The 19,612-nt window shown below is 55.1% G+C and carries 20 protein-coding genes and 2 tRNA genes; 16 read left to right on the forward strand and 6 right to left on the reverse strand.

Annotated features, from left to right (window positions below; translation table 11 throughout):
- Positions 1-63 precede the first annotated feature (63 nt).
- The 7 genes from Q0K06_RS03580 to Q0K06_RS03610 all read left to right on the forward strand — a co-directional run bounded on the left by Q0K06_RS03580 (position 64) and on the right by Q0K06_RS03610 (position 4,737).
- Positions 64-627 carry a hypothetical protein gene (locus tag Q0K06_RS03580; RefSeq protein ID WP_294548702.1) on the forward strand — a complete coding sequence of 188 codons (564 nt, stop codon included), beginning with the start codon at positions 64-66 and terminating at the stop codon, positions 625-627.
- 161 nt (positions 628-788) lie between these two features.
- Positions 789-1,310 carry a hypothetical protein gene (locus Q0K06_RS03585; protein WP_294548705.1) on the forward strand — a complete coding sequence of 174 codons (522 nt, stop codon included), beginning with the start codon at positions 789-791 and terminating at the stop codon, positions 1,308-1,310.
- Positions 1,311-1,328: 18 nt separating this feature from the next.
- Positions 1,329-1,688 (forward strand): hypothetical protein, encoded by a 360-nt coding sequence (locus Q0K06_RS03590; RefSeq protein WP_294548708.1) that lies wholly within the window; start codon positions 1,329-1,331, stop codon positions 1,686-1,688.
- 14 nt (positions 1,689-1,702) lie between these two features.
- Positions 1,703-2,347 carry a DUF3885 domain-containing protein gene (locus Q0K06_RS03595; protein WP_294548711.1) on the forward strand — a complete coding sequence of 215 codons (645 nt, stop codon included), beginning with the start codon at positions 1,703-1,705 and terminating at the stop codon, positions 2,345-2,347.
- A 27-nt stretch (positions 2,348-2,374) separates the two neighbouring features.
- Positions 2,375-3,154 carry a hypothetical protein gene (locus tag Q0K06_RS03600; RefSeq protein ID WP_294548714.1) on the forward strand — a complete coding sequence of 260 codons (780 nt, stop codon included), beginning with the start codon at positions 2,375-2,377 and terminating at the stop codon, positions 3,152-3,154.
- Positions 3,155-3,324: 170 nt separating this feature from the next.
- Positions 3,325-3,840, forward strand: a complete 516-nt coding sequence (locus tag Q0K06_RS03605) for a hypothetical protein (RefSeq protein WP_294548716.1) — start codon at positions 3,325-3,327, stop codon at positions 3,838-3,840.
- A gap of 18 nt (positions 3,841-3,858) precedes the next feature.
- Positions 3,859-4,737, forward strand: coding sequence for a DUF4261 domain-containing protein (locus Q0K06_RS03610; RefSeq protein ID WP_294548718.1), 879 nt, complete (start codon positions 3,859-3,861; stop codon positions 4,735-4,737).
- Between the two features lie 474 nt (positions 4,738-5,211).
- Here Q0K06_RS03610 and Q0K06_RS03615 read toward each other — a convergent pair whose 3' ends face one another.
- Positions 5,212-5,979 carry a hypothetical protein gene (locus Q0K06_RS03615; RefSeq protein WP_294548720.1) on the reverse strand — a complete coding sequence of 256 codons (768 nt, stop codon included), beginning with the start codon at positions 5,977-5,979 and terminating at the stop codon, positions 5,212-5,214.
- A gap of 488 nt (positions 5,980-6,467) precedes the next feature.
- Positions 6,468-6,893: a hypothetical protein gene (locus tag Q0K06_RS03620; RefSeq protein ID WP_294548722.1), complete on the reverse strand. Its 426-nt coding sequence runs from the start codon at positions 6,891-6,893 to the stop codon at positions 6,468-6,470.
- A gap of 230 nt (positions 6,894-7,123) precedes the next feature.
- Here Q0K06_RS03620 and Q0K06_RS03625 point away from each other — a divergent pair, with 230 nt between their 5' ends.
- From Q0K06_RS03625 to Q0K06_RS03635, 3 genes are read left to right on the forward strand one after another with little or no spacing between them, the layout of a single operon-like run.
- Positions 7,124-9,277, forward strand: coding sequence for a UvrD-helicase domain-containing protein (locus Q0K06_RS03625; RefSeq protein ID WP_294548725.1), 2,154 nt, complete (start codon positions 7,124-7,126; stop codon positions 9,275-9,277).
- 29 nt (positions 9,278-9,306) lie between these two features.
- On the forward strand, positions 9,307-11,097 hold the full coding sequence (locus Q0K06_RS03630; RefSeq protein WP_294548727.1) for an ABC-F family ATP-binding cassette domain-containing protein: 1,791 nt from the start codon (positions 9,307-9,309) through the stop codon (positions 11,095-11,097).
- Positions 11,098-11,107: 10 nt separating this feature from the next.
- A complete protein-coding gene (locus Q0K06_RS03635; protein ID WP_294548729.1) occupies positions 11,108-11,551 on the forward strand; it encodes a hypothetical protein in 444 nt (147 codons plus the stop codon).
- A gap of 137 nt (positions 11,552-11,688) precedes the next feature.
- Here Q0K06_RS03635 and Q0K06_RS03640 read toward each other — a convergent pair.
- The 4 genes from Q0K06_RS03640 to Q0K06_RS03655 all read right to left on the reverse strand — a co-directional run bounded on the left by Q0K06_RS03640 (position 11,689) and on the right by Q0K06_RS03655 (position 14,446).
- Positions 11,689-11,765, reverse strand: a tRNA-Arg gene (locus tag Q0K06_RS03640).
- A 142-nt stretch (positions 11,766-11,907) separates the two neighbouring features.
- Positions 11,908-11,984: transfer RNA gene (locus Q0K06_RS03645), tRNA-Arg, on the reverse strand.
- A 422-nt stretch (positions 11,985-12,406) separates the two neighbouring features.
- Positions 12,407-13,687 carry a LysM peptidoglycan-binding domain-containing protein gene (locus tag Q0K06_RS03650; protein WP_294548731.1) on the reverse strand — a complete coding sequence of 427 codons (1,281 nt, stop codon included), beginning with the start codon at positions 13,685-13,687 and terminating at the stop codon, positions 12,407-12,409.
- A 15-nt stretch (positions 13,688-13,702) separates the two neighbouring features.
- On the reverse strand, positions 13,703-14,446 hold the full coding sequence (locus Q0K06_RS03655; RefSeq protein WP_294548733.1) for an N-acetylmuramoyl-L-alanine amidase: 744 nt from the start codon (positions 14,444-14,446) through the stop codon (positions 13,703-13,705).
- Positions 14,447-14,694: 248 nt separating this feature from the next.
- Here Q0K06_RS03655 and rplS point away from each other — a divergent pair, with 248 nt between their 5' ends.
- The 6 genes from rplS (at position 14,695) to thrC (ending at position 19,603) form a co-directional block, all read left to right on the forward strand.
- Positions 14,695-15,036, forward strand: coding sequence for a 50S ribosomal protein L19 (gene rplS / locus Q0K06_RS03660; protein WP_294548735.1), 342 nt, complete (start codon positions 14,695-14,697; stop codon positions 15,034-15,036).
- 190 nt (positions 15,037-15,226) lie between these two features.
- Entirely contained in the window at positions 15,227-16,117 is an 891-nt protein-coding gene (ylqF, locus tag Q0K06_RS03665) for a ribosome biogenesis GTPase YlqF (protein WP_294548737.1), read from the forward strand.
- Positions 16,114-16,746 carry a ribonuclease HII gene (locus tag Q0K06_RS03670; RefSeq protein ID WP_294548739.1) on the forward strand — a complete coding sequence of 211 codons (633 nt, stop codon included), beginning with the start codon at positions 16,114-16,116 and terminating at the stop codon, positions 16,744-16,746. The genes ylqF and Q0K06_RS03670 overlap by 4 nt, the downstream gene beginning before the upstream one ends.
- 40 nt (positions 16,747-16,786) lie before the next feature.
- The gene (locus Q0K06_RS03675; RefSeq protein WP_294548741.1) at positions 16,787-17,146 is read left to right on the forward strand and encodes a YraN family protein; all 360 of its coding nucleotides are present in this window, start codon (positions 16,787-16,789) and stop codon (positions 17,144-17,146) included.
- A gap of 28 nt (positions 17,147-17,174) precedes the next feature.
- Positions 17,175-18,128: a dipeptidase gene (locus tag Q0K06_RS03680; RefSeq protein WP_294548743.1), complete on the forward strand. Its 954-nt coding sequence runs from the start codon at positions 17,175-17,177 to the stop codon at positions 18,126-18,128.
- Positions 18,116-19,603, forward strand: coding sequence for a threonine synthase (gene thrC, locus Q0K06_RS03685; protein WP_294548745.1), 1,488 nt, complete (start codon positions 18,116-18,118; stop codon positions 19,601-19,603). The genes Q0K06_RS03680 and thrC overlap by 13 nt, the downstream gene beginning before the upstream one ends.
- Positions 19,604-19,612 lie beyond the last annotated feature (9 nt).

The following is a 19,612-nucleotide window of genomic DNA, read 5'->3' on the forward strand; positions in this document are numbered from 1 at the left end:
AGGTAAAGCGCCTCTGCAATGATATGACAGAACTGCTGGAGAAGAAATTGGCGAGGTATCTCAATGAGCACTGAAAATATCGCCCATGAAAAACGCTATCGGGACTGGCGGGCGCAGTATGATGCCATGTTTGCACCGGAGAACCGATCTCCTCAGCAAGATGAGCAGTTTCCGCTGACGGATGGATATTCCATCCGCTCCAAAGCCTACATCTATGACGGCGATCTGCATCTCTGCGGCAGCGAGAGCGAACTGCTGGACAATGAGGGCAAGGTGCGATATGCTTGGCGTAATCTGGACACGGATGGTGAATTCTGCTCCCTGTTTCGCCACCACAACGGAAAGCACTATCTGATTTTCCGCACAGAACTGTATGGATACAGCGTTCTGGAGGTGGAGAGCGGACAGGAGATGCACTATGTCCCTGCCTGTGTCCACCCGGGGGAGGGCCAGAAAGCCGAAGAAGTGTTCATCTGGACCGGCGCGGACTATGACCCTGGCGCTGATCTGCTGGCTGTCACCAGCTGCATTTGGGCCTGTCCCTACTCCACTAATCGTGCTGGACTTTTCCTGTCCGCTCCAGCCCCAGCCCCCGGAGCATTGGCTGGATCTGCGGCACATCGTTGACCCGGACAATACCCGGTTTGACGATATCGAGTTTGTCCGCTGGAGAAGCGACGCTCTGCTCCTCCGATGCTGCGATACAGAGAATGGCCGGTGGAAAGAAGTGCGAGTATCATTGGAGCGGTTGCAGTCCGTAATGTCACGATATCAAAAGGAGTGATGATATGGCAGGCGTATCCACTTGGAGCGGAATGCGGAACAAACTGGAGAATGATTACCTGTGCCCGGCGCTCCGGGGCCGCATCCAGTATTTTGCCACCAGCTACTGGGAAAGCCATGACCAAACAGGCCGGGCGGCCATTCGATTGGACGGCGTGGAGGTGCTGCGAAGCAACTACTATGCCTATGAACAGCATTTTTGGAACAGATATCAGGCCCTGCGGCGGGAGGGTGTCGGAGAGGTCGACCCAAAGGCCCCCTTCCGGCTGGCCCATGAAGGGACGCTGAACGACGGCTGTTTTGACAACGGTTTTTTCTATGAGGCGTTTCACGAATTTGACAACCAGAGCATTGAGAAAAGCCTCGTCAGTGGGAATCCTCTTGTCCGCATCTTTGCCCTTCTGGACCGCAGGCTGGGAAAGCGCCGCCTGCTGGCTTTGGAGGAATCCATGGAGCAGGAACTGGACTGGGTGCGGGCCTTCTATGTGATTCGGATGCAGGCCGAAGGGTTGATGGAAAAAGAATGATATTCAGGAGGAATTGCCATGTCACAGATCGCATCCTTTTATCTTCTCAAAGACGGCCAGCGGCAGGAACTGTCCAACGGTGACTGCTCCGGCGCGGTCTATATGGCCATCTGGGACTGGTGTGAGAGCGAGCTGGATCTGGATGTCCGTTTTCCTGCTCCCCAGACGGAGGACACCCTGGACTGCGCTCTGCTGAAGGGAGAGCTGGCGTCTAAACTGCTGGTAGCTCTGCGGGAGCAGAACCTCCCGGAGCTGGCCGCTAAAATTGCCCCAGACTGGGATCTACTCACCGAGGCGGTACAAAGCGGACTTGAAACGCTGCGCTCCCATCTGGAACTGGTGCAGGGCGACGCTGCACTGCTGTATGAAATGTTGTAAGACGGAGGGATACCATGCTGGCAAAGCGGTTTAAACACATTTTACATGATCTGGGCATGGCTGGGCTGGATCACCCTCTGTTCTACCATGCGCCGGTGGGCATCCGGTTTGAAATCGGCGGGGAGGAACCAATTTATCTGGACAGGAGTGCGGCGAAGCTGAAAACCAACCCCGCCTATGTTCAGGGGGCGCTGAACCGGGCCGCCGCAATCTATCGGGCACTTCCGGCAGTGCCGGACCTTCTGCGGATCGACGGGTATCCCGATGAAGAACCTGCCGAGTCCCTGCTGACAGTTATCCGGCAGCGAATGGGACTCCCGGTTCCCGATGAGCAACTTCCGGCCATAGAGCAGGATGAAGATGGGGATACCCATGCACAAGTGCAGTTTTACTGGGATCTCAGCGGGATTACCTTTCAGCCGGAGCAACTTCTACAGGAAATCATTCTGGGGGATATCGGAGGCTGGAGCGGCTTTGTGTCCAGCGTCTATCTGACAGGGCCGGGACCGTTCCTCTACCACCTGTACGATGACCGGGGGCTGGATGTGCTGGGCAGTTCCAGAGAACTGCTTTTGCCGCTTTACCATCAGTTTCATGGCTGGATCTTGGAGTACGATCTGGAGAAAATCGACAGGCTGTTCGCTCCAGCAAAAGGATGACCGCATAACAGAGAAGGAGGCATCACTATGGGACTTGATATCTACGCCGGAACATTGACCCGGTACTATTCCCACAGCTGGAAGACAGTTGTTCAGCAGTGGGCGGAGGAAAACGGATACGCCTTTAACCGGATCACGCCGGATGGAGAACCTGCTGATAACGAGGAAGAAATGTCCCCGGCTGAGATCCAGACGGCGGTGGAGAACTGGCGGGATCAGATCTTGAGCGCCATTTCTCAGCCGGGCCAGCCCCCCTACACTCCCTGGCCGGAGGACAATGAGAAGCCCTATTACACCGACAAGCCGGATTGGGATGCCTTCGGCGCTATGCTGCTGGTGGCCGCCTGCCATACATACGATGAGCCGGTACCCCCCACCGTGGAAAAGGACTGGAACTTCGGGGAGCATCCTCTGGTCGCGCGCCTTGGATCAGATGAGGAGCGGGTGTGGTCCCTGTTCCGTGGGGCTACCTGGTGGCTGCCTCTGGCGGATTCCTTCTTATTTCAGGCGCCTCTGCCCACCGATGATCGGGCGATGATCGCCACCCTGGGCGGTCTGCGGAAGGAGTTGGAGAAGCTGAACCAGCTGGCGTGGCAGGCCGATGAGGATACCATCCTTGATTGGGCAGACACGGAGGGATACCCGGTAGACGGGACCGTAGGCTCGGATGGACAGTATAGCAAGGCGGACATCCTGGAACACACCCAGTATGGCACCCAATCCCTTGCCAAGTTTGCCTTCTCCATGTTCTGGCGGGCCATGCTGTTTGCCGAGGAACAGCAGGTGCCCATCCTGCTGGATTATTGATGGAGTCCTGCCCGGAGACGGTGTGGCTTTGCAAAAACAGGCTATTATCCAGAGCTACAGGCTAAGGAGCTGATAGATCAAGTCTTGCATGACTATAGATATGAAAGATCTATAACTCCGGCTAAAATGGAGCCAGTTATTTTAAGACCATGACAAAGAGAGGTAAACAGATGTTTAAGATAGATGCCGACCAGTTTTCCTGGATCTGCGGCCCGGAGGATGATCCCGAGGATCTCTGTCTGCATGGTCATGTGACGGTACAGATCGGCAAGACAGTGATGGAGTATGATGGGACTGTCAGCGCGACCGCACTCTATTTACTAAAGACCTTGACAGAGGATAAGATCATGTCAGAAAATGATATCCAGATGGTTCCGTGCTGTGGGCACTTCTTGATTGCCAATAAGGATCTGTCCGAAGTCACGATCTCAGGCTGCGATAACGGTTTAGACTGGTCTGTTGTCCACGAGAACGGAGGGGTAAAGCTTACACTTCCATCCGGAGAAGAAGAATGGGTGCCTTTGCAGGGGTATCAAAGAGTGGTTATCCGCTTTGCAGATAAGGTGGAGGCCTACTATAAGTCCTGTCAGCCCAAACATATCCCTGATGACGAATTTGCGAGAAATGGCTATCTAGCCTTCTGGAATGAGTGGCACAGGCGCTATGCAGCAGCTGTAGGTTCATAAAAAGCAGGAGGATAACAGATGAGCAACAAGGTTTTCCAGCAAAACCTGAACGACAAAAAAGGCCACCAGCCTGGTGGCCCCTATCTCATTCAGATGCTGTTCAAAGAGCTGGTGGACATGCCGGATAAGGACGAAATGACCGCTGTAATGGAAAAGCACATTGGCGCTGTAGAGTGTTTCTGCCGTGATAAAAAGATGGCTGGCTTTGCCGCCCTGGATCATGTCGCGGAATTTCAGGATGGCAAATGCCCGGTGCAGCTGATGGTGATGAAATGTGACAAGTTCAAGGGCAAAGGCTTTGACGCCTTCCTGATGAGCCAGATGTGGGATTGTCAGGAGGATCGGGAGCGGATCTTTCGGGAGTGCCGGTATCAGGTTGTGGCTACCGATATGCTGGCAGCGGCTCTTCCGACGCTGGAGCGGGCCAGCCTGGACGCCGACTTTGTGGAGGCCCTTGCGGAGCTGTACCCCACCTGTGAGGCGTTCTATTTCCAGAACTGCGGCAAGCTCCTGCTAGCGGAGGATGTGCGTTCCCATCAGATCGAAGGCTCAGATCGGTTCATCCGTTTTGGCGTCAATGTCCGTTTCTTCAACATTGAGGGTACCGAGGATATGCTCATCGATACGGTGGGCATGAGTACCCTGTTCCTGCCGGATCTCCAGTACCACTTCCACGACATGGATCCCAATTGGGTGGTAAACCATGCCTACAATGTGGCGTCCTATATTCTGGAGCATGACAACCCTATTAAGGATGGGGAAACGGTAGACGGCGTAGCGGATGGCCAAATGAGTCGGGAAATCCAGTGGAAGTGCCAGTATGAGGATGCCCTGATCCAGCCACCCAGAGGAGTGTTGGACATCCATATGGGAGAATTTGCTGCTGGGCAGCGGTAAAATATAGTGCGTTTGGAGCAGATAGGGATGCTTTTCTTATATACAAAAGAGTAGGGGCATATTGCTTTTTGACTTGCGCCATCATGCTGCGTATTTTTGGCTCATGCAGTCGTGACCTGTTGTTAAAAACAGCAGACAGACTTCTCGTTGCTCACAACATGAGCCAAACCAATCAAACTGTTGTGTGCGACACTATAGTTCCCCTTAATCATCTTTTTGTGTAAAAGATCCGCCTACACACTGAAAGGGTTACTCTGAGAGGGCCCAAAATATGAGTTTGTGATATCGCATATAATACTTATGTTTTTACTTTACAGATAATCAGCATTGCATCACGAACTTCACTTTGAGAGAGTGTCCCAAATTGTCTGACAGACCTTTTCTCGCTTTGCAAAAATAAAGCTGATGTGTGGGTACATGGCCTGATGCCGCAATACCTGTTGGTATAAGTGGGTTCCAACAAAAGTCTGATTTTTAAAATGTGAACTGCCAATGGGATAAATCCGAAATCTGTACCACATGATCGTCTGGGGCAGTACCAATCACATACACCAGTTGTTTACCAGCTATTTGTGTAAGGAGTGCGGCATTTTCATAGGATTGTCTGTTTTGAGATCCTGCAAAATCCTTGTAGAGCTCCAGGATGTTATCTTTGCGGTCTACAATAACATTACTGCCTGACAAAGTATAATCTCCAGCAGGTAAGTACTGCGGCAGAATAATAACACCATGCTCGGCACACCAATCGACCATGGGAGATTTACCTTCGCGGCTGTCGCTACTAAGTACGGGCAGCCCGGACAAGTTTGCTAACAGCAATGCGTGCCGCCAGTTAGGATCGCCCTGCCGCCACCCGCCTTCGGTACCAATACGGATGTCGTCTGGGGTAATTCGATAAGCGGATGCTGGCAACGATCTCCTTACATCTATATATCTGGTGCCCGTCTGGCGATGCAGCTCCAGACATATATGATGTCCGGCTGCCTGCGCCAATGATTGTACATTGGCGCAGCCACTGAGGTGGAGTGCGTCCAGTGCACACCGGATGACAGTGGTACCTCTACGCTTATCCAGTCTCCAGACCAAAGGCCACTTTCCAGTCTGCTGATACATATAGGTAGCCCATCCCACACATGGGCCAACCGATATGTCATAGCGGATATAATAAGCCGCATCATCCTGCATAACTGCAAGAATTTTTACTCGATAGATACCATCCATTGGGATCTTAGGTGGGTACATTGACTTGCCTCCCAAACATATAGATTTAAGTTACTGACTGATTATAGGCAAGACAACTCAAATCTATCGGCAGACAATTTCTTTATGATTCACTCTTGAAAATCCACCCCAAAGATGTTAAGATTTTTTAAAGAAACGAATTCCCCTTGGGTACCTTGTACTTGTCCCCCCGCAAACAAGCACATTGTCCCTAAATAATGACTCACAAAAGAGTCCGAGGAAATTCGTTTCCCCGGGCTCTTTTTTTATTTATTTTCTGTTTTAAGCCCGGTTTTTGGCTTGATTTAGAACTAATTTAGAATTTTTTGAGAAAGAGATTGGGCGAGTAGCTGGTGGTCAAAATGGTTGGATAAACGACCAGGTTGGAGTGGGATGACCACAAATTGCCTTTAAGCCGGACAGATATAAGGGCGGGCCTGGAATATTCCAGGCCCGCCCTTTTTGCGGCTGCGGAATATGAAAGGAATTGGGGACGCCGCACTGCGCGGCTATCTTCGATACTTTGCCCGGTAGAGGAGTTCACCGTAGCTGCTGATGCGTTCCTCCGCGATTTTGTCTGGAAACTTCTCCAGAAACAGTTCCCACAGAGATTCTTCAGAATTGTAGTACCGCCGGAGTTCCTCGCTGTATTGCAGATGGTATTCCGCCAGCAGCCGCGCTCTGTCCGCACTGGGCACAGCGCTCTTTTGATAAAATCCCTTTCCTGAGAGCCAGTGTTCAATACGGTAGATGTCCATAAGGCTGGGACGGTCGCGGACAACGCGGACTGCGCAGGTTTTCATACAGGCTTTTCCTGACGGGATCTTTTTGTCCAGCTGATAAGTGCGTTTGTCCACGCCGGTATACTCACGGCGGCCAATTTTGAACCTCTGGTTGTTGGAAGAAGCAATAGCCGCTTTTTCCCGCTTTTCCATGCAGCGTCGCCACCTTTTGATGGAATATCACAAGTATACCACATTTTATCTGAAATTGCTTTCCCAACAATGTGTTTGGCTCAAAATATCTCCTCAATGGGAAAATATCAGCCTATGGCACATGCGGTCTGGTTCTATTCCAAAACAGGGGAAAAGGGTCTGGGCTGATATTGAGCGGCTGGAGGATTCCTGCTATAATAAAAACAACTGTTCTGATAGGGGGAAGCTGGATGCAAGATATTCTGGAGGGCCTGAACCACGCCCAGCGGGAAGCGGTTACGGCTACGGAGGGCTTTGTCTGCGTCATTGCCGGCGCAGGCTCTGGTAAGACCCGGGCGCTGTCCCGCCGGTTTGCCTACCTGGTAAATGAGCTGGGTATCCTGCCGGGCAACATTCTCTGCGTCACCTTTACCAATAAGTCCGCCAACGAGATGCGCCAGCGCATCCATCAGCTCACCGGGGACAATGATACCGGATACATCAACACCTTTCACGGCTTCTGCGTCTCCGTCCTCCAGGAGGATGGTTATGCGGTCCAGTACCCCAAGAGTTTTCTGGTGCTGGACAATTCCGACATTGACGCCATGCTCCAGATTATCTACGAGGAGCGGGGACTGACCCTGCGGGACATGACCTTTTCTGCTGCCCGGGACATGATTGAGATACGCAAACTCTTCAAGGAGCCGGAATACTATCGGGACCTGATTAACCTGTCTCTGGACACCTTAAAAGAGAAGTATCTCAATGCCGTGCAGACAGGGGACGTCATTTTCTACGGCTACCTCTACCAGGAGAAGAAGTGCTTTGGCCTGGACTACAATGACCTCATTAAGTTTTCGCTCTATATCTTCCAGGAGCATGAGGATATTAAGCTCAAGTGGCAGCAGCGGCTGGAGTACATCATGATCGATGAGTTTCAGGATATTGACCAGCTTCAGTACCAGCTGATGGAGGTGCTCTGCGGCTACCATAAAAATCTGTTCATTGTAGGGGACCCGGACCAGACCATCTACACCTGGCGGGGTGCTGACGTGAAGTATCTATTGGAATTTGATCGGCACTTTCCAAAAGTAAAGACTGTTATGATGATGGAAAACTACCGCTCCACGCCGGAGATTCTGGCGGTAGCCAACACACTGATTGACAAGAACAAATACCGCATCCCGAAGACGCTGATTCCAACCCTGCCTTCCGGCGCCCCGGTACTGTGCCATCTGGGGGAGACCCAGGAGGCGGAGGCCAAATGGATAGCGGGGGAGATGGAACGGCTTCATAGTCAGGGGGTTCCATACCGGGATATGACGGTGCTCTACCGGGCTCACTATGTGTCACGTTCGGTGGAGGAGGTACTGCTTCAGGCCAAAATTCCCTATACCATTTACAGCGGCGTGCAGTTTTTCGGCCGCATGGAGATCAAGGATGCCCTGTCCTATCTGCGGATGATTGTCTACAAGGACGACCTGTCCTTCCGGCGAATTGCCAACGTACCCAAGCGGAACCTGGGCAAGCGGCGGATGGCCTTTCTGGAGGAGTATGCGGCAGAGTATGGAAAAACTCTTTACCAGAGCCTGCTGGACAACTTGGAGGACCCGGTGTTCAAGGGAACAAAGGCCCAATCCTTCGTCTCCCTGATAGAGTCCTTTTCTGCTGGATATGAGGGGCGTCCCATCTCGGAGGTACTCTCCGCAATCCTCAACGAGAGCGGCTATGAGCGGATGCTCCGCACTGAGGGCAGCCAGGAGCGGCTGGACAATCTGGCGGAGCTGAAGCAGTCGGTGTACGAGTACGAGACCACCTGCGGCGAGGAGACCACTCTGGAACACTACCTGACCCATGTCGCCCTGTTCAGCAACAGTGACACCGGGGACCAGGGAGACAAGGTGAAGCTGATGACCGTCCACGCAGCCAAGGGCCTGGAGTTTCCCTATGTGTTCCTGTGCGGCATGAACGAGGGGATTTTCCCCTCCCGGAAGGTGCGCACCCTCCAGGGCATTGAGGAGGAGCGGCGGCTGGCCTTTGTGGCTCTGACCCGCGCGGAGAAGGGACTCTATCTCTCTGCGGCGGACGGACGCAATTTTGACGGCTCGCCCCGCTATCCGTCCCGGTTCCTGCTGGATATCGACCAGGAGCTGCTCACCTACACCAGGCCGCCCGAGGAGGGGTTGATCCGGGAGACCAGATGTGCCATCGCCAGCAGTGAGCGGTATCTGCCGGAGGATGAAAGTGCCGTTGCCTTTTCCGTGGGACAGCGGGTGCGGCACCAGATGTTTGGCCTGGGCACGATTTTAGAGGTGGACAGAGAGCGGGGCGCCCACGTGGTCCAGTTTGATGAGGTAGCCACGCCCAGGCGGATCTCCTTCCGGGCCAAGCTGGAAAAACTGTAATACAAAAGACCCAGAAAGGGGAATGACATATGCTCTTGTCGGCAGAGCACATCAAAAAGGCATACGGCACCAAGGTGCTGCTGGACGGGGTATCCCTCTACCTGAACCAGGGGGACAAGGTGGGTGTCATCGGCATCAACGGCACGGGAAAATCCACCCTGCTGAAGATTCTGGCGGGGGCAGAGGAGCCGGACGAGGGCACTGTCTCTCTGGACCCCAATGTCCGGGTGGAGTACCTGCCCCAGAACCCGGCCTTTGAGGGGAGCAGAACCGTGCTGGAGCAGGTGTTTGCCGGACTCTCGCCCGAGGCCCGGGAACTGGCAGAGTATGAGGCCAAGACCATCCTCACCCGGCTGGGCATCACAGACTTTGAGCAGCGGGTGGGTACCCTGTCCGGCGGCCAGCGGAAGCGGGTGGCCATGGCCTCCGCTCTGGTCCATGAGAGTGATGTGCTCATCCTGGATGAGCCCACCAACCACCTGGACAGCGAGATGGTCCGCTGGCTGGAGGATTATCTCCGCCAGTACAAGGGCGCCCTGGTAATGGTGACCCACGACCGCTACTTTCTGGAGCGGGTGGTCACCCGGATGGCGGAGGTGGAGCGGGGCAAGCTCTATTTCTATGAGGGAAACTATGAGGACTATCTCCGCATCCGGGCGGAGCGGGAGGAGATGGCCCAGGCCAGCGAACGCAAGCGGCAGTCCATTCTCCGCCGTGAATACCAGTGGGTGATGCAGGGCCCCACCGCCCGGGGCACCAAGAGCCGGGAGCGGCTGGAGCGGTATGAGGCCCTGAAGGAGCAGAAGGGCCCGGAGCAGCGGGCCGAGCTGACACTGTCGGCAATCTCCAGCCGCCTGGGGAAAAAGACCATTGAGCTGCGGGGCGTCACCAAGGTATTTGAGGGCCGGACGGTGCTGCGGGACTTTAGCTGCATGCTTCTGCGGGACGACCGGATCGGCATTGTGGGCGCCAACGGCAGCGGCAAATCAACGTTACTCAACCTGATTGCCGGCCGGCTGACCCCGGACAGGGGAGAGATAGAGCGGGGAGAGACGGTGCGCATCGGCTACTTCAGCCAGGAGAACCCGGTCATGCCTCCGGAGACCCGGGTCATTGACTACGTCAAGGAGATCGGCAACTATATCGAGACACCCGAGGGTACCCTCACCGCCACCCAGCTGCTGGACAAGTTTTTATTTCCAGGGGACATTCAGTACAGCCCCATCTCCAAGCTGTCCGGCGGTGAAAAGCGGCGCCTGTTTTTGATGGCGGTGCTGGCCTCCGCGCCCAATGTGCTGCTGCTGGACGAGCCCACCAACGATCTGGACATCCAGACCCTGGCCATTCTGGAGGACTACCTGGAGACCTTCCCAGGGGCTGTTATCACGGTCTCTCACGATCGGTTTTTCCTGGATAAGGTGGTGCGCCGGGTGTTCGCCGTGGAGGCAGACGGCGTAGTCCGGGCCTATCCGGGCGGGTACACCGAGTACCTGGCTGCCCGGCAGGCGGAGGAGAAGGCCAAAGCGCCCAAGGCTCCGCCGGCTGAGAAGAAGCAGGAGCGGCCCCAGAGCCACAAGAAGCTGAAATTCAGCTATAAGGAACAGCGGGAGTACGAATCCATTGACGGAGAGATTGCCAATCTGGAGGAGAAGGTGGCCAATGTGAAGCGGCGGCAGGAGGAGTGCGCCAGCGACTACGTGGCGCTCCAGCAGCTCCAGGAGGAGCAGGCCCAGCTGGAAGGGGAGCTGGAGAAGAAGATGGACCGGTGGGTCTATCTTAACGACCTGGCCGAGCAGATCGAAAAACAGAATCAGCAGTGAGGCGATCGATATGGTGATTGGAATTATAGGGGAGAGCTGTACCGGAAAATCTTTTCTGGCAGCCCAGCTGAAGGACATTTTTCACGCCCAGGTGTATACAGGCAGGGACTATCTGCGCCTTGCCGCCGGAAATGAGGCCGCTGCCCAAAATCTCTTCTGCAAAAAGCTGCAGGAGGCGGTGGAGGGCAGTACAATTATTTATGTCATCTCCGAGAAGGAACATCTGGCGCTGCTGCCCGACCGGGCGGTACGGATTTTGGTGACAGCGGATCTGGACACCATCAAAAACCGCTTTGCGCTCCGCATGCGCGGGGCGTTGCCCGCCCCTGTGGCGGACATGCTGGAGAGAAAGCATGGCTGCTTTGACAATGAGCCGCATCAGATTCACATTGTCTCCGGCCAATATGAACTGGAGAAGCTCTGTACAGAGATTCGCGGCATCGCCTGCCGATAAAGAGACCGATTGGATAATAAAAGCGCCAGGGGCGTCCTACTTGGGACACTCCTGGCGCTTTGCAATATATGTGATAAGAACTGTCCTGGGCAGGTAAAACAATAGGCTTCTGAAACCTTACGATTTCAGAAGCCTATTGGTACGGCTGAAGGGATTCGAACCCCCGACCTACTGGTTCGTAGCCAGTCACTCTATCCAGCTGAGCTACAGCCGCATACTGCCTGCCCTGTCTTACGCTGACAGCTTATGTATAATACCACAGAGGAGAGAAGAATGCAAGTAAAAAATAAAAAAAGAGAAAAATATGTGGAAGCAAAACAATAGGCTTCTGAAACCTTGCGATTTCAGAAGCCTATTGGTACGGCTGAAGGGATTCGAACCCCCGACCTACTGGTTCGTAGCCAGTCACTCTATCCAACTGAGCTACAGCCGCATATCGCTTTGCTGGCGGTTTTTTACCCGCTCGCTGACGGCTTGATTATAATACCACATAAAAAAACAAAATGCAAGAGGAAATTTCAATTTCCAAGAAAAAATTTCTTATCCGAAAAAAGGGGCCAAGCAGAGGAGCTGGTATAACAAAAATGAGACGCAGCAAAACCGCGTCTCAAATCATATACAAATGAAAGCGTCCAGAAGAAGGACACTGTAATTTTGGTCTGTCATCCCCGCAGAGAGCGATTGCCGCTCTGCGGGGAGACAGTGTGGATTCCTGGAATAAAGAGAGGGAGGAGGTCAGTTGTATGGGTTCCTGACATTGATAAGGATACCATATTTCCGGCGAAAGTGATGGACAGATTGCAAACTGAGAATGAACAAATTGTGAATGACGAAATCCTCTTTTATTTGCAGAGATTAGGGGTCTAAAATGTCATACAGACTGTTGATTACCCGCCAGTTTTGGGGGAAAGGGCGCATTAAGTTCCAGTAGCCCACCCCGCTCAAACCGTACTGCGGAACCAGAGATAACTTGGCCCGGATACTGCGGGCATCTTCAAACCAGACCTCGTGGGCGGCGCCGGTTTCATCGGTGTAGTAGAAGAAAGGTGACTGGGCTTGTGATGAGTACTGAATTTCCACCCCATACCTGACGGCCAATGCCACCGCCTCCTGGCTGGAGAGAGACTGGGCCCGACTTTCTCCCTGAACAAAGGGGAGCGTCCAGTTATAGCCGTAGTTGGGAATGCCCAGCCACAGCTTTTCCGCCGGAATTTCCGTTAACGCATATTCCACCACCTGTCGTACATTTGGCAGCGGGGCCACCGCCATAGGCGGGCCATAGGTGTAACCCCACTCGTAGGTCATGAGAAATACCCGGTTCACGGCCTGACCGACGGCGCGGTAGTTGTGCCCTTCGTAGAGGAGCCCCTTTTGCTGAGCAGAGGTCTTGGGAGCCAGAGCGGCAATAACCAGATAGCCCATGGGGTTAAACCGGCCGGATAGTCGGCCCAGAAAATCTGCGTAGGCACCGGCATCCTGAGGGGAAATAAACTCAAAGTCGACATCCAGTCCCTGGTAGTTTTTGTCCAGAACGGCCTGCTCCAGGTTGTCTATGAGCGCGCGCTGCACATCCATATTATTGAGTACCAGGCTGGCCAGCTCGTTGGAGAAGCTGCCGTCCTCTGTGAGGGTAGAGAGATGGAGCAGGGGGGCAGTTCCGCTCTGGTGGGCCATGGCTGTCAGGATACTGTCGTCCGGAGAAATCAGCCCGCCCTGGGCCGTGATACCATAAGTAAAAGGAGTAAGATAGGTGAGGTAGGGGAGAAGCGCCTGAAGTTCACGGCGTCCAATGAAGGGATAGGCGTAGCCGTTGACGGTAAGTGATCCCAGCTTTTCGCCTTGAAAGGCGATAACTAAAGTCTGGCCAGGGTAGATAATGGAGCCGCCGCCCACCACTGGATTGTTGCGGAGCAGCTGCCGAAGAGAGATGCCGTATTGGCTGGCGATAGCAGAGAGCGTCTCACCAGAGCGGACGGTGTGGGTCAGTTTGGAAAACTGTATTACCAGCGCCTGCCCCACTGCCAGACGGTAGGGGGGTGACAGCCCGTTGTCAATAGCCAAAAGGGAGAGCGGGACGCCGTAGGTGGAGGAGATTGAGACCAGCGTGTCGCCGGGGGCAACTACATGGATTACCATGGCGGGGCCTCCCCCTCAGGAGAGCAGCGTAATGAAATCACTGCTGGCATAGCCAACTACGCCGTCAAACCGCACCAGATACCAGCCCTGCCACTGATTCACCACTGTGAGCCGGGTGCCGTCGTAGGCCCTGGCGATGATCTGACCGGAGAGATCGGGGCGGCTGCGAATATTGAGATACCCCCAATTTACGTCTACGACCCCTTGCCGGGGCGGAATTGGGGTGAGAAAAGGGATGTCAAAATACTCGGTGAGGGAGAGGACCAGATTACGGGCCACAGGTTCAAGATTGTTTTTAATCCAGGCAGCATCGTCGGGATTGTCATGGTAACCCAGCTCCAGAAAGACCGATGGCGCCCGAACCCGGCGCACTTCACCGATGGAGGTGGTGCCCTCCGCCCGAACATTGTTGGGGAGGGGATAGATGGTTTTCAGGTTGTCGGCCATGATAACAGCTGCTCGCCGTCCTTTGACGGAGGTGGGGTAGTAGAAGACGATAATGCCTCGGATTTGTCCGTACTGCCCATCGGGGGCGGCGTTGGAGTGGAGCGCCAAATGGAGATCATACCGCCCGGCATTAGAGGCCGTGATGGAAGAAGAGGCGGTCATATCCGGCGTGTTGCGGGTGAACTGGATGCCGCTGGCTATGAGAAAGGGCTCCATGGCGTCTGCCAGGCGGTTCATCCACTCCTCTTCCGTACCGCCGTTGACATAGAGGTTATTCTCCTGGGTGGAGGGAGAGAGATAAATTTTTGGCATGGGGATACCTCCTTTTTGCACCATCCTATGCGGAGGCTGGCAGAGATGTCCGTGAGGAAATGGTCTTTGGACAGCGGACAAGGGCAGGGATGCGAAAGAAACATAAGAAAAGAGAAGTTTTCCTTGCATTTTGGAAAAGCCTGTGATATCATATTTCAGTCTCAATAAAGGGTGGTCCTCTGCCCCTGCCGGAAATGTGACGGCGGAAAAGAGCGGGCATGAACGCCTATAAACTAGGAGGAATTATAATGGATCTCATGAAGGCATTTACCGAGAAGCACCTCAAGGCCGAGCCCCCCAAGTGCGAAGTGGGCGACACCGTCCGTGTGTCCATCAAGGTCAAGGAAGGCAACCGCGAGCGTACCCAGGTGTTCGAGGGTACTGTGATTGCCAAGAAGCACGGCGGCATTGAGGAGACTGTCACGGTTCGCCGCGTTTCCTATGGCGTTGGCGTGGAGAAGGTTTTCCCCATCCATGCTCCCTCTACCGAGAAGATCGAGGTCGTTCGTCACGGCAAGGTCCGCCGTGCCAAGCTCTACTACCTGCGCAACCGCGTGGGCAAGAGCGCCAAGATCAAGGAGAAGCTCTAATCCGAAACCGCAGAAGGGGAGCCGCCAGAAGGCGGCTCCCCATTTGCATTTTCATAAAACAAACTGGACAGGGTTCCATTTTCCGGCAGAGTTGTGTATAATGAAACGCGGTGGACAAAACGCTCCGGATGGAGAAAAGAGAGACCGCGGCCGCCGACCTTAGCGGCCGCCGGAATACGGAGGAAAAAAGATGGATATTCAATGGTTTCCCGGCCATATGAAAAAAACCCAGCGGATGATCGCCGAGAACCTGAAGTTCGTGGATATTGTGGCCGAGGTAATCGATGCCCGGATTCCCGTCTCCAGCCGCAACCCGGATATTGACACTCTGGTAGGGGAGAAGCCCCGCCTTATCGTGCTCAACCGGGCTGACCAGGCCGACCCTGCGGGCAACCGCCTATGGGGGGACTGGTTCAGGAGCCGTGGCTGGTCCGTGCTGGAGACCGACGCCAAGGAGGGAAAGGGAATCAACCAGTTCTCTCCCGTGGTCAAGGAGGTTCTGAAGGACAAGATTCAGCAGTGGCAGTCCAAGGGCCAGGTGGGCCGCCCCATTCGCGCCATGATTGTGGGCGTGCCCAACGTGGGCAAGTCTACCTTTATCAATAAGGTGGCCCGCCGGAAGTCGGCCAAGGCCAGCGATAAGCCGGGCGTCACCCGGGGCAAGCAGTGGGTGGCGGTGGATGCCGGTCTGGACCTGCTGGACACGCCGGGTATCCTGTGGCCCAAGTTTGAGGCCCCCCAGACCGGCCTGCACCTGGCCTTTACCGGTGCGGTAAAGGATGAGATTATGGACACCGAGACACTGGCCTGCCACCTGCTGGAGGAGTTGGCGGCCGCCTATCCCGCCGCTTTGACGGAGCGCTACAAGATTGCAGTGCCGGAGCGGGGGACGGAAGAGGAGGGGCTTGCCTATGGTTATGCCCTCCTGGAACAGGCAGCCCGGAAGCGGGGCTTCCTTATCTCCGGCGGCGAGCCGGACACGGAGCGGATGGGAAAGGTATTGCTGGATGAGTTTCGAGCTGGCAAGCTTGGACGCTTTACACTTGAGAAGCCCCAGACAGTTGCGGAGAAGACGGAATGAAGCAGAAGGTGCAGGCTGACCTGTGGGAGATTGAACGCTCCTGTAAGGCACGGGGATACCAGCTTATCTGCGGCGCCGACGAGGCGGGAGCCGGACCCCTGGCCGGTCCGGTCTACGCGGGAGCGGTCATCCTTCCCGAAGGGCTGGTCCTGGAGGGGCTGAACGACTCCAAAAAGGTGACTCCCAAGCGGCGGGATTGGCTCTTTGACGAGATTCGGGAGAAGGCGGTGGCTTGGGCGGTGGCGTCGGTGGACGAGAAAGAGATTGACGCCATCAATATTCTGAATGCCCGCATGAAGGCCATGGAACTGGCCATTCAGTCTTTGATTCCCGCGCCGGACTACGCGCTTATTGATGGAAACCGGGACAAAGGCATTACCATCGCCCATGAGACAGTGGTCAGAGGCGACGGGCGCAGCGCCAATATTGCTGCGGCTTCCATTCTGGCCAAGGTGAGTCGGGATCGCTATATGGAGGAGATGGCGAAGCTGTACCCGGAATATGAGTTCGAGCGGCACAAGGGCTATGGCACAAAGCTTCACTTTGAGCTGTTGAAGAAATACGGCCCCTGTCCCATCCACAGGAAGAGCTTCCTGAAAAAGATGGAAGCAGCTCAAAGCAAGGGATGAGCAGGAAAAGAGCTTTACAGAAAAAGAGGCGAGAGGGCGTATGAATACCAGCCTGCTGGGCCGCTGGGGGGAATCTTTGGTGGCCGAGGAACTGCGGCGGCGGGGCTGCCGCGTGGTGGCCTCGGGCTACCGGACCCGCTTCGGGGAAATCGATCTCATTGCGGAGGACGGCCCTTATCTCCTCTTTGTAGAGGTTAAGCTGCGCAAAAGCGACCGCTTTGCTCCTGGCCGGGCCTTTGTGGACCGGGGCAAGCAGGAGCGCATCCGTACCACGGCGGAGCTATATCTGGCCCAGAATCCCACGGAGCGCCAGCCGAGGTTTGATGTGGCGGAGGTCTACGCTCCCCAGGGGACGGCCACAGCTCAGCCCCGTATTGTCTATCTTGAGAACGCATTTTAGCGCACCCTCAGCGGGGACAGGGAGGAAAGTGATTGCAACGGAAAGAGTATGCCTGTTTGACGGCCATTGTGACACCATCTCCCGCTGTTTTGAGCGGGGCGGCGGCATCCGCAAGAGCGACGGCCACCTGGATCTGGAACGGACGGCGTCCTTTGGCCCTTACGCCCAGTTTTTTGCAATATTTGGAGACGCTGCTGCGGAAGCGAATCTGACTCCGCGTCAGTTGTTTCAAGAGGAATATGCTATTTTTCAGCGGGAACTGGCGGCAAACAGGGACCTGGCAGTCCATTGCCGCACGGCGAAGGAGGCGGATGCCGCATTCCAGGCTGGAAAGTGCGCTGCCTTTCTCTCAGTAGAAGGGGCGGAGCTGCTGGACTGCAGCCTGGAACACCTGGAAGAAGCCTATCGCCTGGGAGTCCGGGCGGTAAATCTTACCTGGAACCATGCCAACATCCTGTCCGGCTCCAATGCTGAGGAGCAGGAGAGAGGGCTGTCTGAGTATGGAAAGGCATTTGTCCGAAGGATGAACCAGCTGGGTATGCTGGTAGACGTGTCTCACCTGTCCGAGCCCGGCTTCTGGGACGTGGCGGAGTTCTGTAAAGGGCCCTTCATTGCCAGCCATTCCAATGCCCGCGCCGTATTTTCTGCCCCAAGAAACTTGACCGACGGGCAATTTACTGCCATAATAGAATATCATGGTGTGGCAGGGCTGAACATGTTTGCCGACTTCCTGGGCGACGACCCGGACTACGACACAGTAATTTCCCACCTGGAACACTTTCTCTCCCTGGGGGGAGAGAAGAACGTGGCCATTGGGGGAGACTGGGATGGAATTTCCAAAATGCCCCGGGGAATGTCCGGCATTCAGGATATGGCGGAGCTGTACGAGCGGCTCCTGCGGCGCAATTATTCAGAAGCGCTGGTGCGCGATGTGTTCTTTAATAATCTGATGAGGGTTGTGAGTGAAGTATGTACTATGTGAGCACAAGAAACAAGCAGACGCGGCTTGCCGCTTCTCAGGCCATTGCACAGGGGCTTGCAGAGGACGGCGGTCTGCTGACCCCGGAGGTGTTTCCCAAGCTGTCCCAGAACGGTCTGAAAACCCTCACCGATATGTCCTATCAGCAGCGGGCTGTGTACATCATGAAGCCCTATCTGGACGATTTTACGGCCTCTGAGCTGGCCTCTTTTGCAGCCAAGGCATACAGCAAGGACAAATTTGACGTCCGCGAAGTGGCCCCTGTCCGCAAGGTGGATGAGAATACCTACTGCTTGGAGCTGTGGCACGGTCCCACCTGCGCGTTCAAGGACATGGCGCTCCAGATGCTGCCCCATCTGCTGACTGCCTCCCTGAAGAAGAACGACGAGAAGAAAACGGCCTGCATTCTGGTGGCCACCTCTGGCGACACCGGAAAAGGCGCTCTGGAGGGCTTCCGGGATGTGGAGGGCACAAAGATTCTGGTGTTTTATCCAAAGGACGGCGTGTCCGCCATCCAGGAGCTGCAGATGAACACACAGGAGGGCGGGAACGTAGGGGTCTGCGCCGTGATGGGCAACTTCGACGACGCCCAGACCGGTGTCAAGCGTCTGTTCTCCGATGAGAAGCTGCGCGCAGAGCTGGCGGAGCGGGGCTACTTCCTCTCCAGCGCCAACTCCATCAATTGGGGCCGTGTGCTGCCTCAGATTGTCTACTACGCCTCGGCCTATTGTGACCTGGTGCGGGAGGGAAAAATTTCCCTGGGTGATCCGGTGAATGTCTGCGTTCCCACTGGGAACTTCGGTAATATTCTGGCTGCCTACTACGCCAAACAGATGGGCGTGCCGATTCAGAAGCTGATCTGCGCGTCTAACAGCAACAATGTACTGACCGATTTCCTGAATACTGGCGTATACGACCGCAACCGGCACTTCTATAATACCATGTCTCCCTCCATGGACATCCTTGTCTCCTCCAATCTGGAGCGCATGCTCTTTGAACTGACCAACAATAACGACGAGGAGGTCCGGGGCTATATGGCCCAGCTGGCCGCCGACGGCCGCTACGAGGTCAGCGAGGAGATCAAGAAGAAGATAGGAAAGCTCTTCGCCGCTGGGTTCTGTGACGACACAGAGACTCAGAAAGTCATCGGCAAGGTATGGAACAAGTTCCACTATCTTATCGACCCCCATACGGCCGTAGCCTACGACGTACTGGAGCAGTACCGCAAGGAGAGCGGGGACAACACCGCTGCCATTGTGGTTTCCACCGCCAGCCCATTTAAGTTCTGTGACACGGTTCTGGGGGCGCTGGGTGTGACGGAGCTGGCCTCCGGCACCGACATCATTGCCCAGCTGGCCAAGAAGACCGGCGTAGAGGCCCCCGCGCCCCTGGCCGGACTGGCCGGCAAGGCCCTGCGCTTTGATAAGACCGTTGCCAAGGATCATATGGTGGACGCGGTTCTGGACATGCTCCGCTAAAGAAATTTT

It is taken from the genome of uncultured Pseudoflavonifractor sp. (genome assembly GCF_944387805.1).
Taxonomy (GTDB): domain Bacteria; phylum Bacillota; class Clostridia; order Oscillospirales; family Oscillospiraceae; genus Pseudoflavonifractor.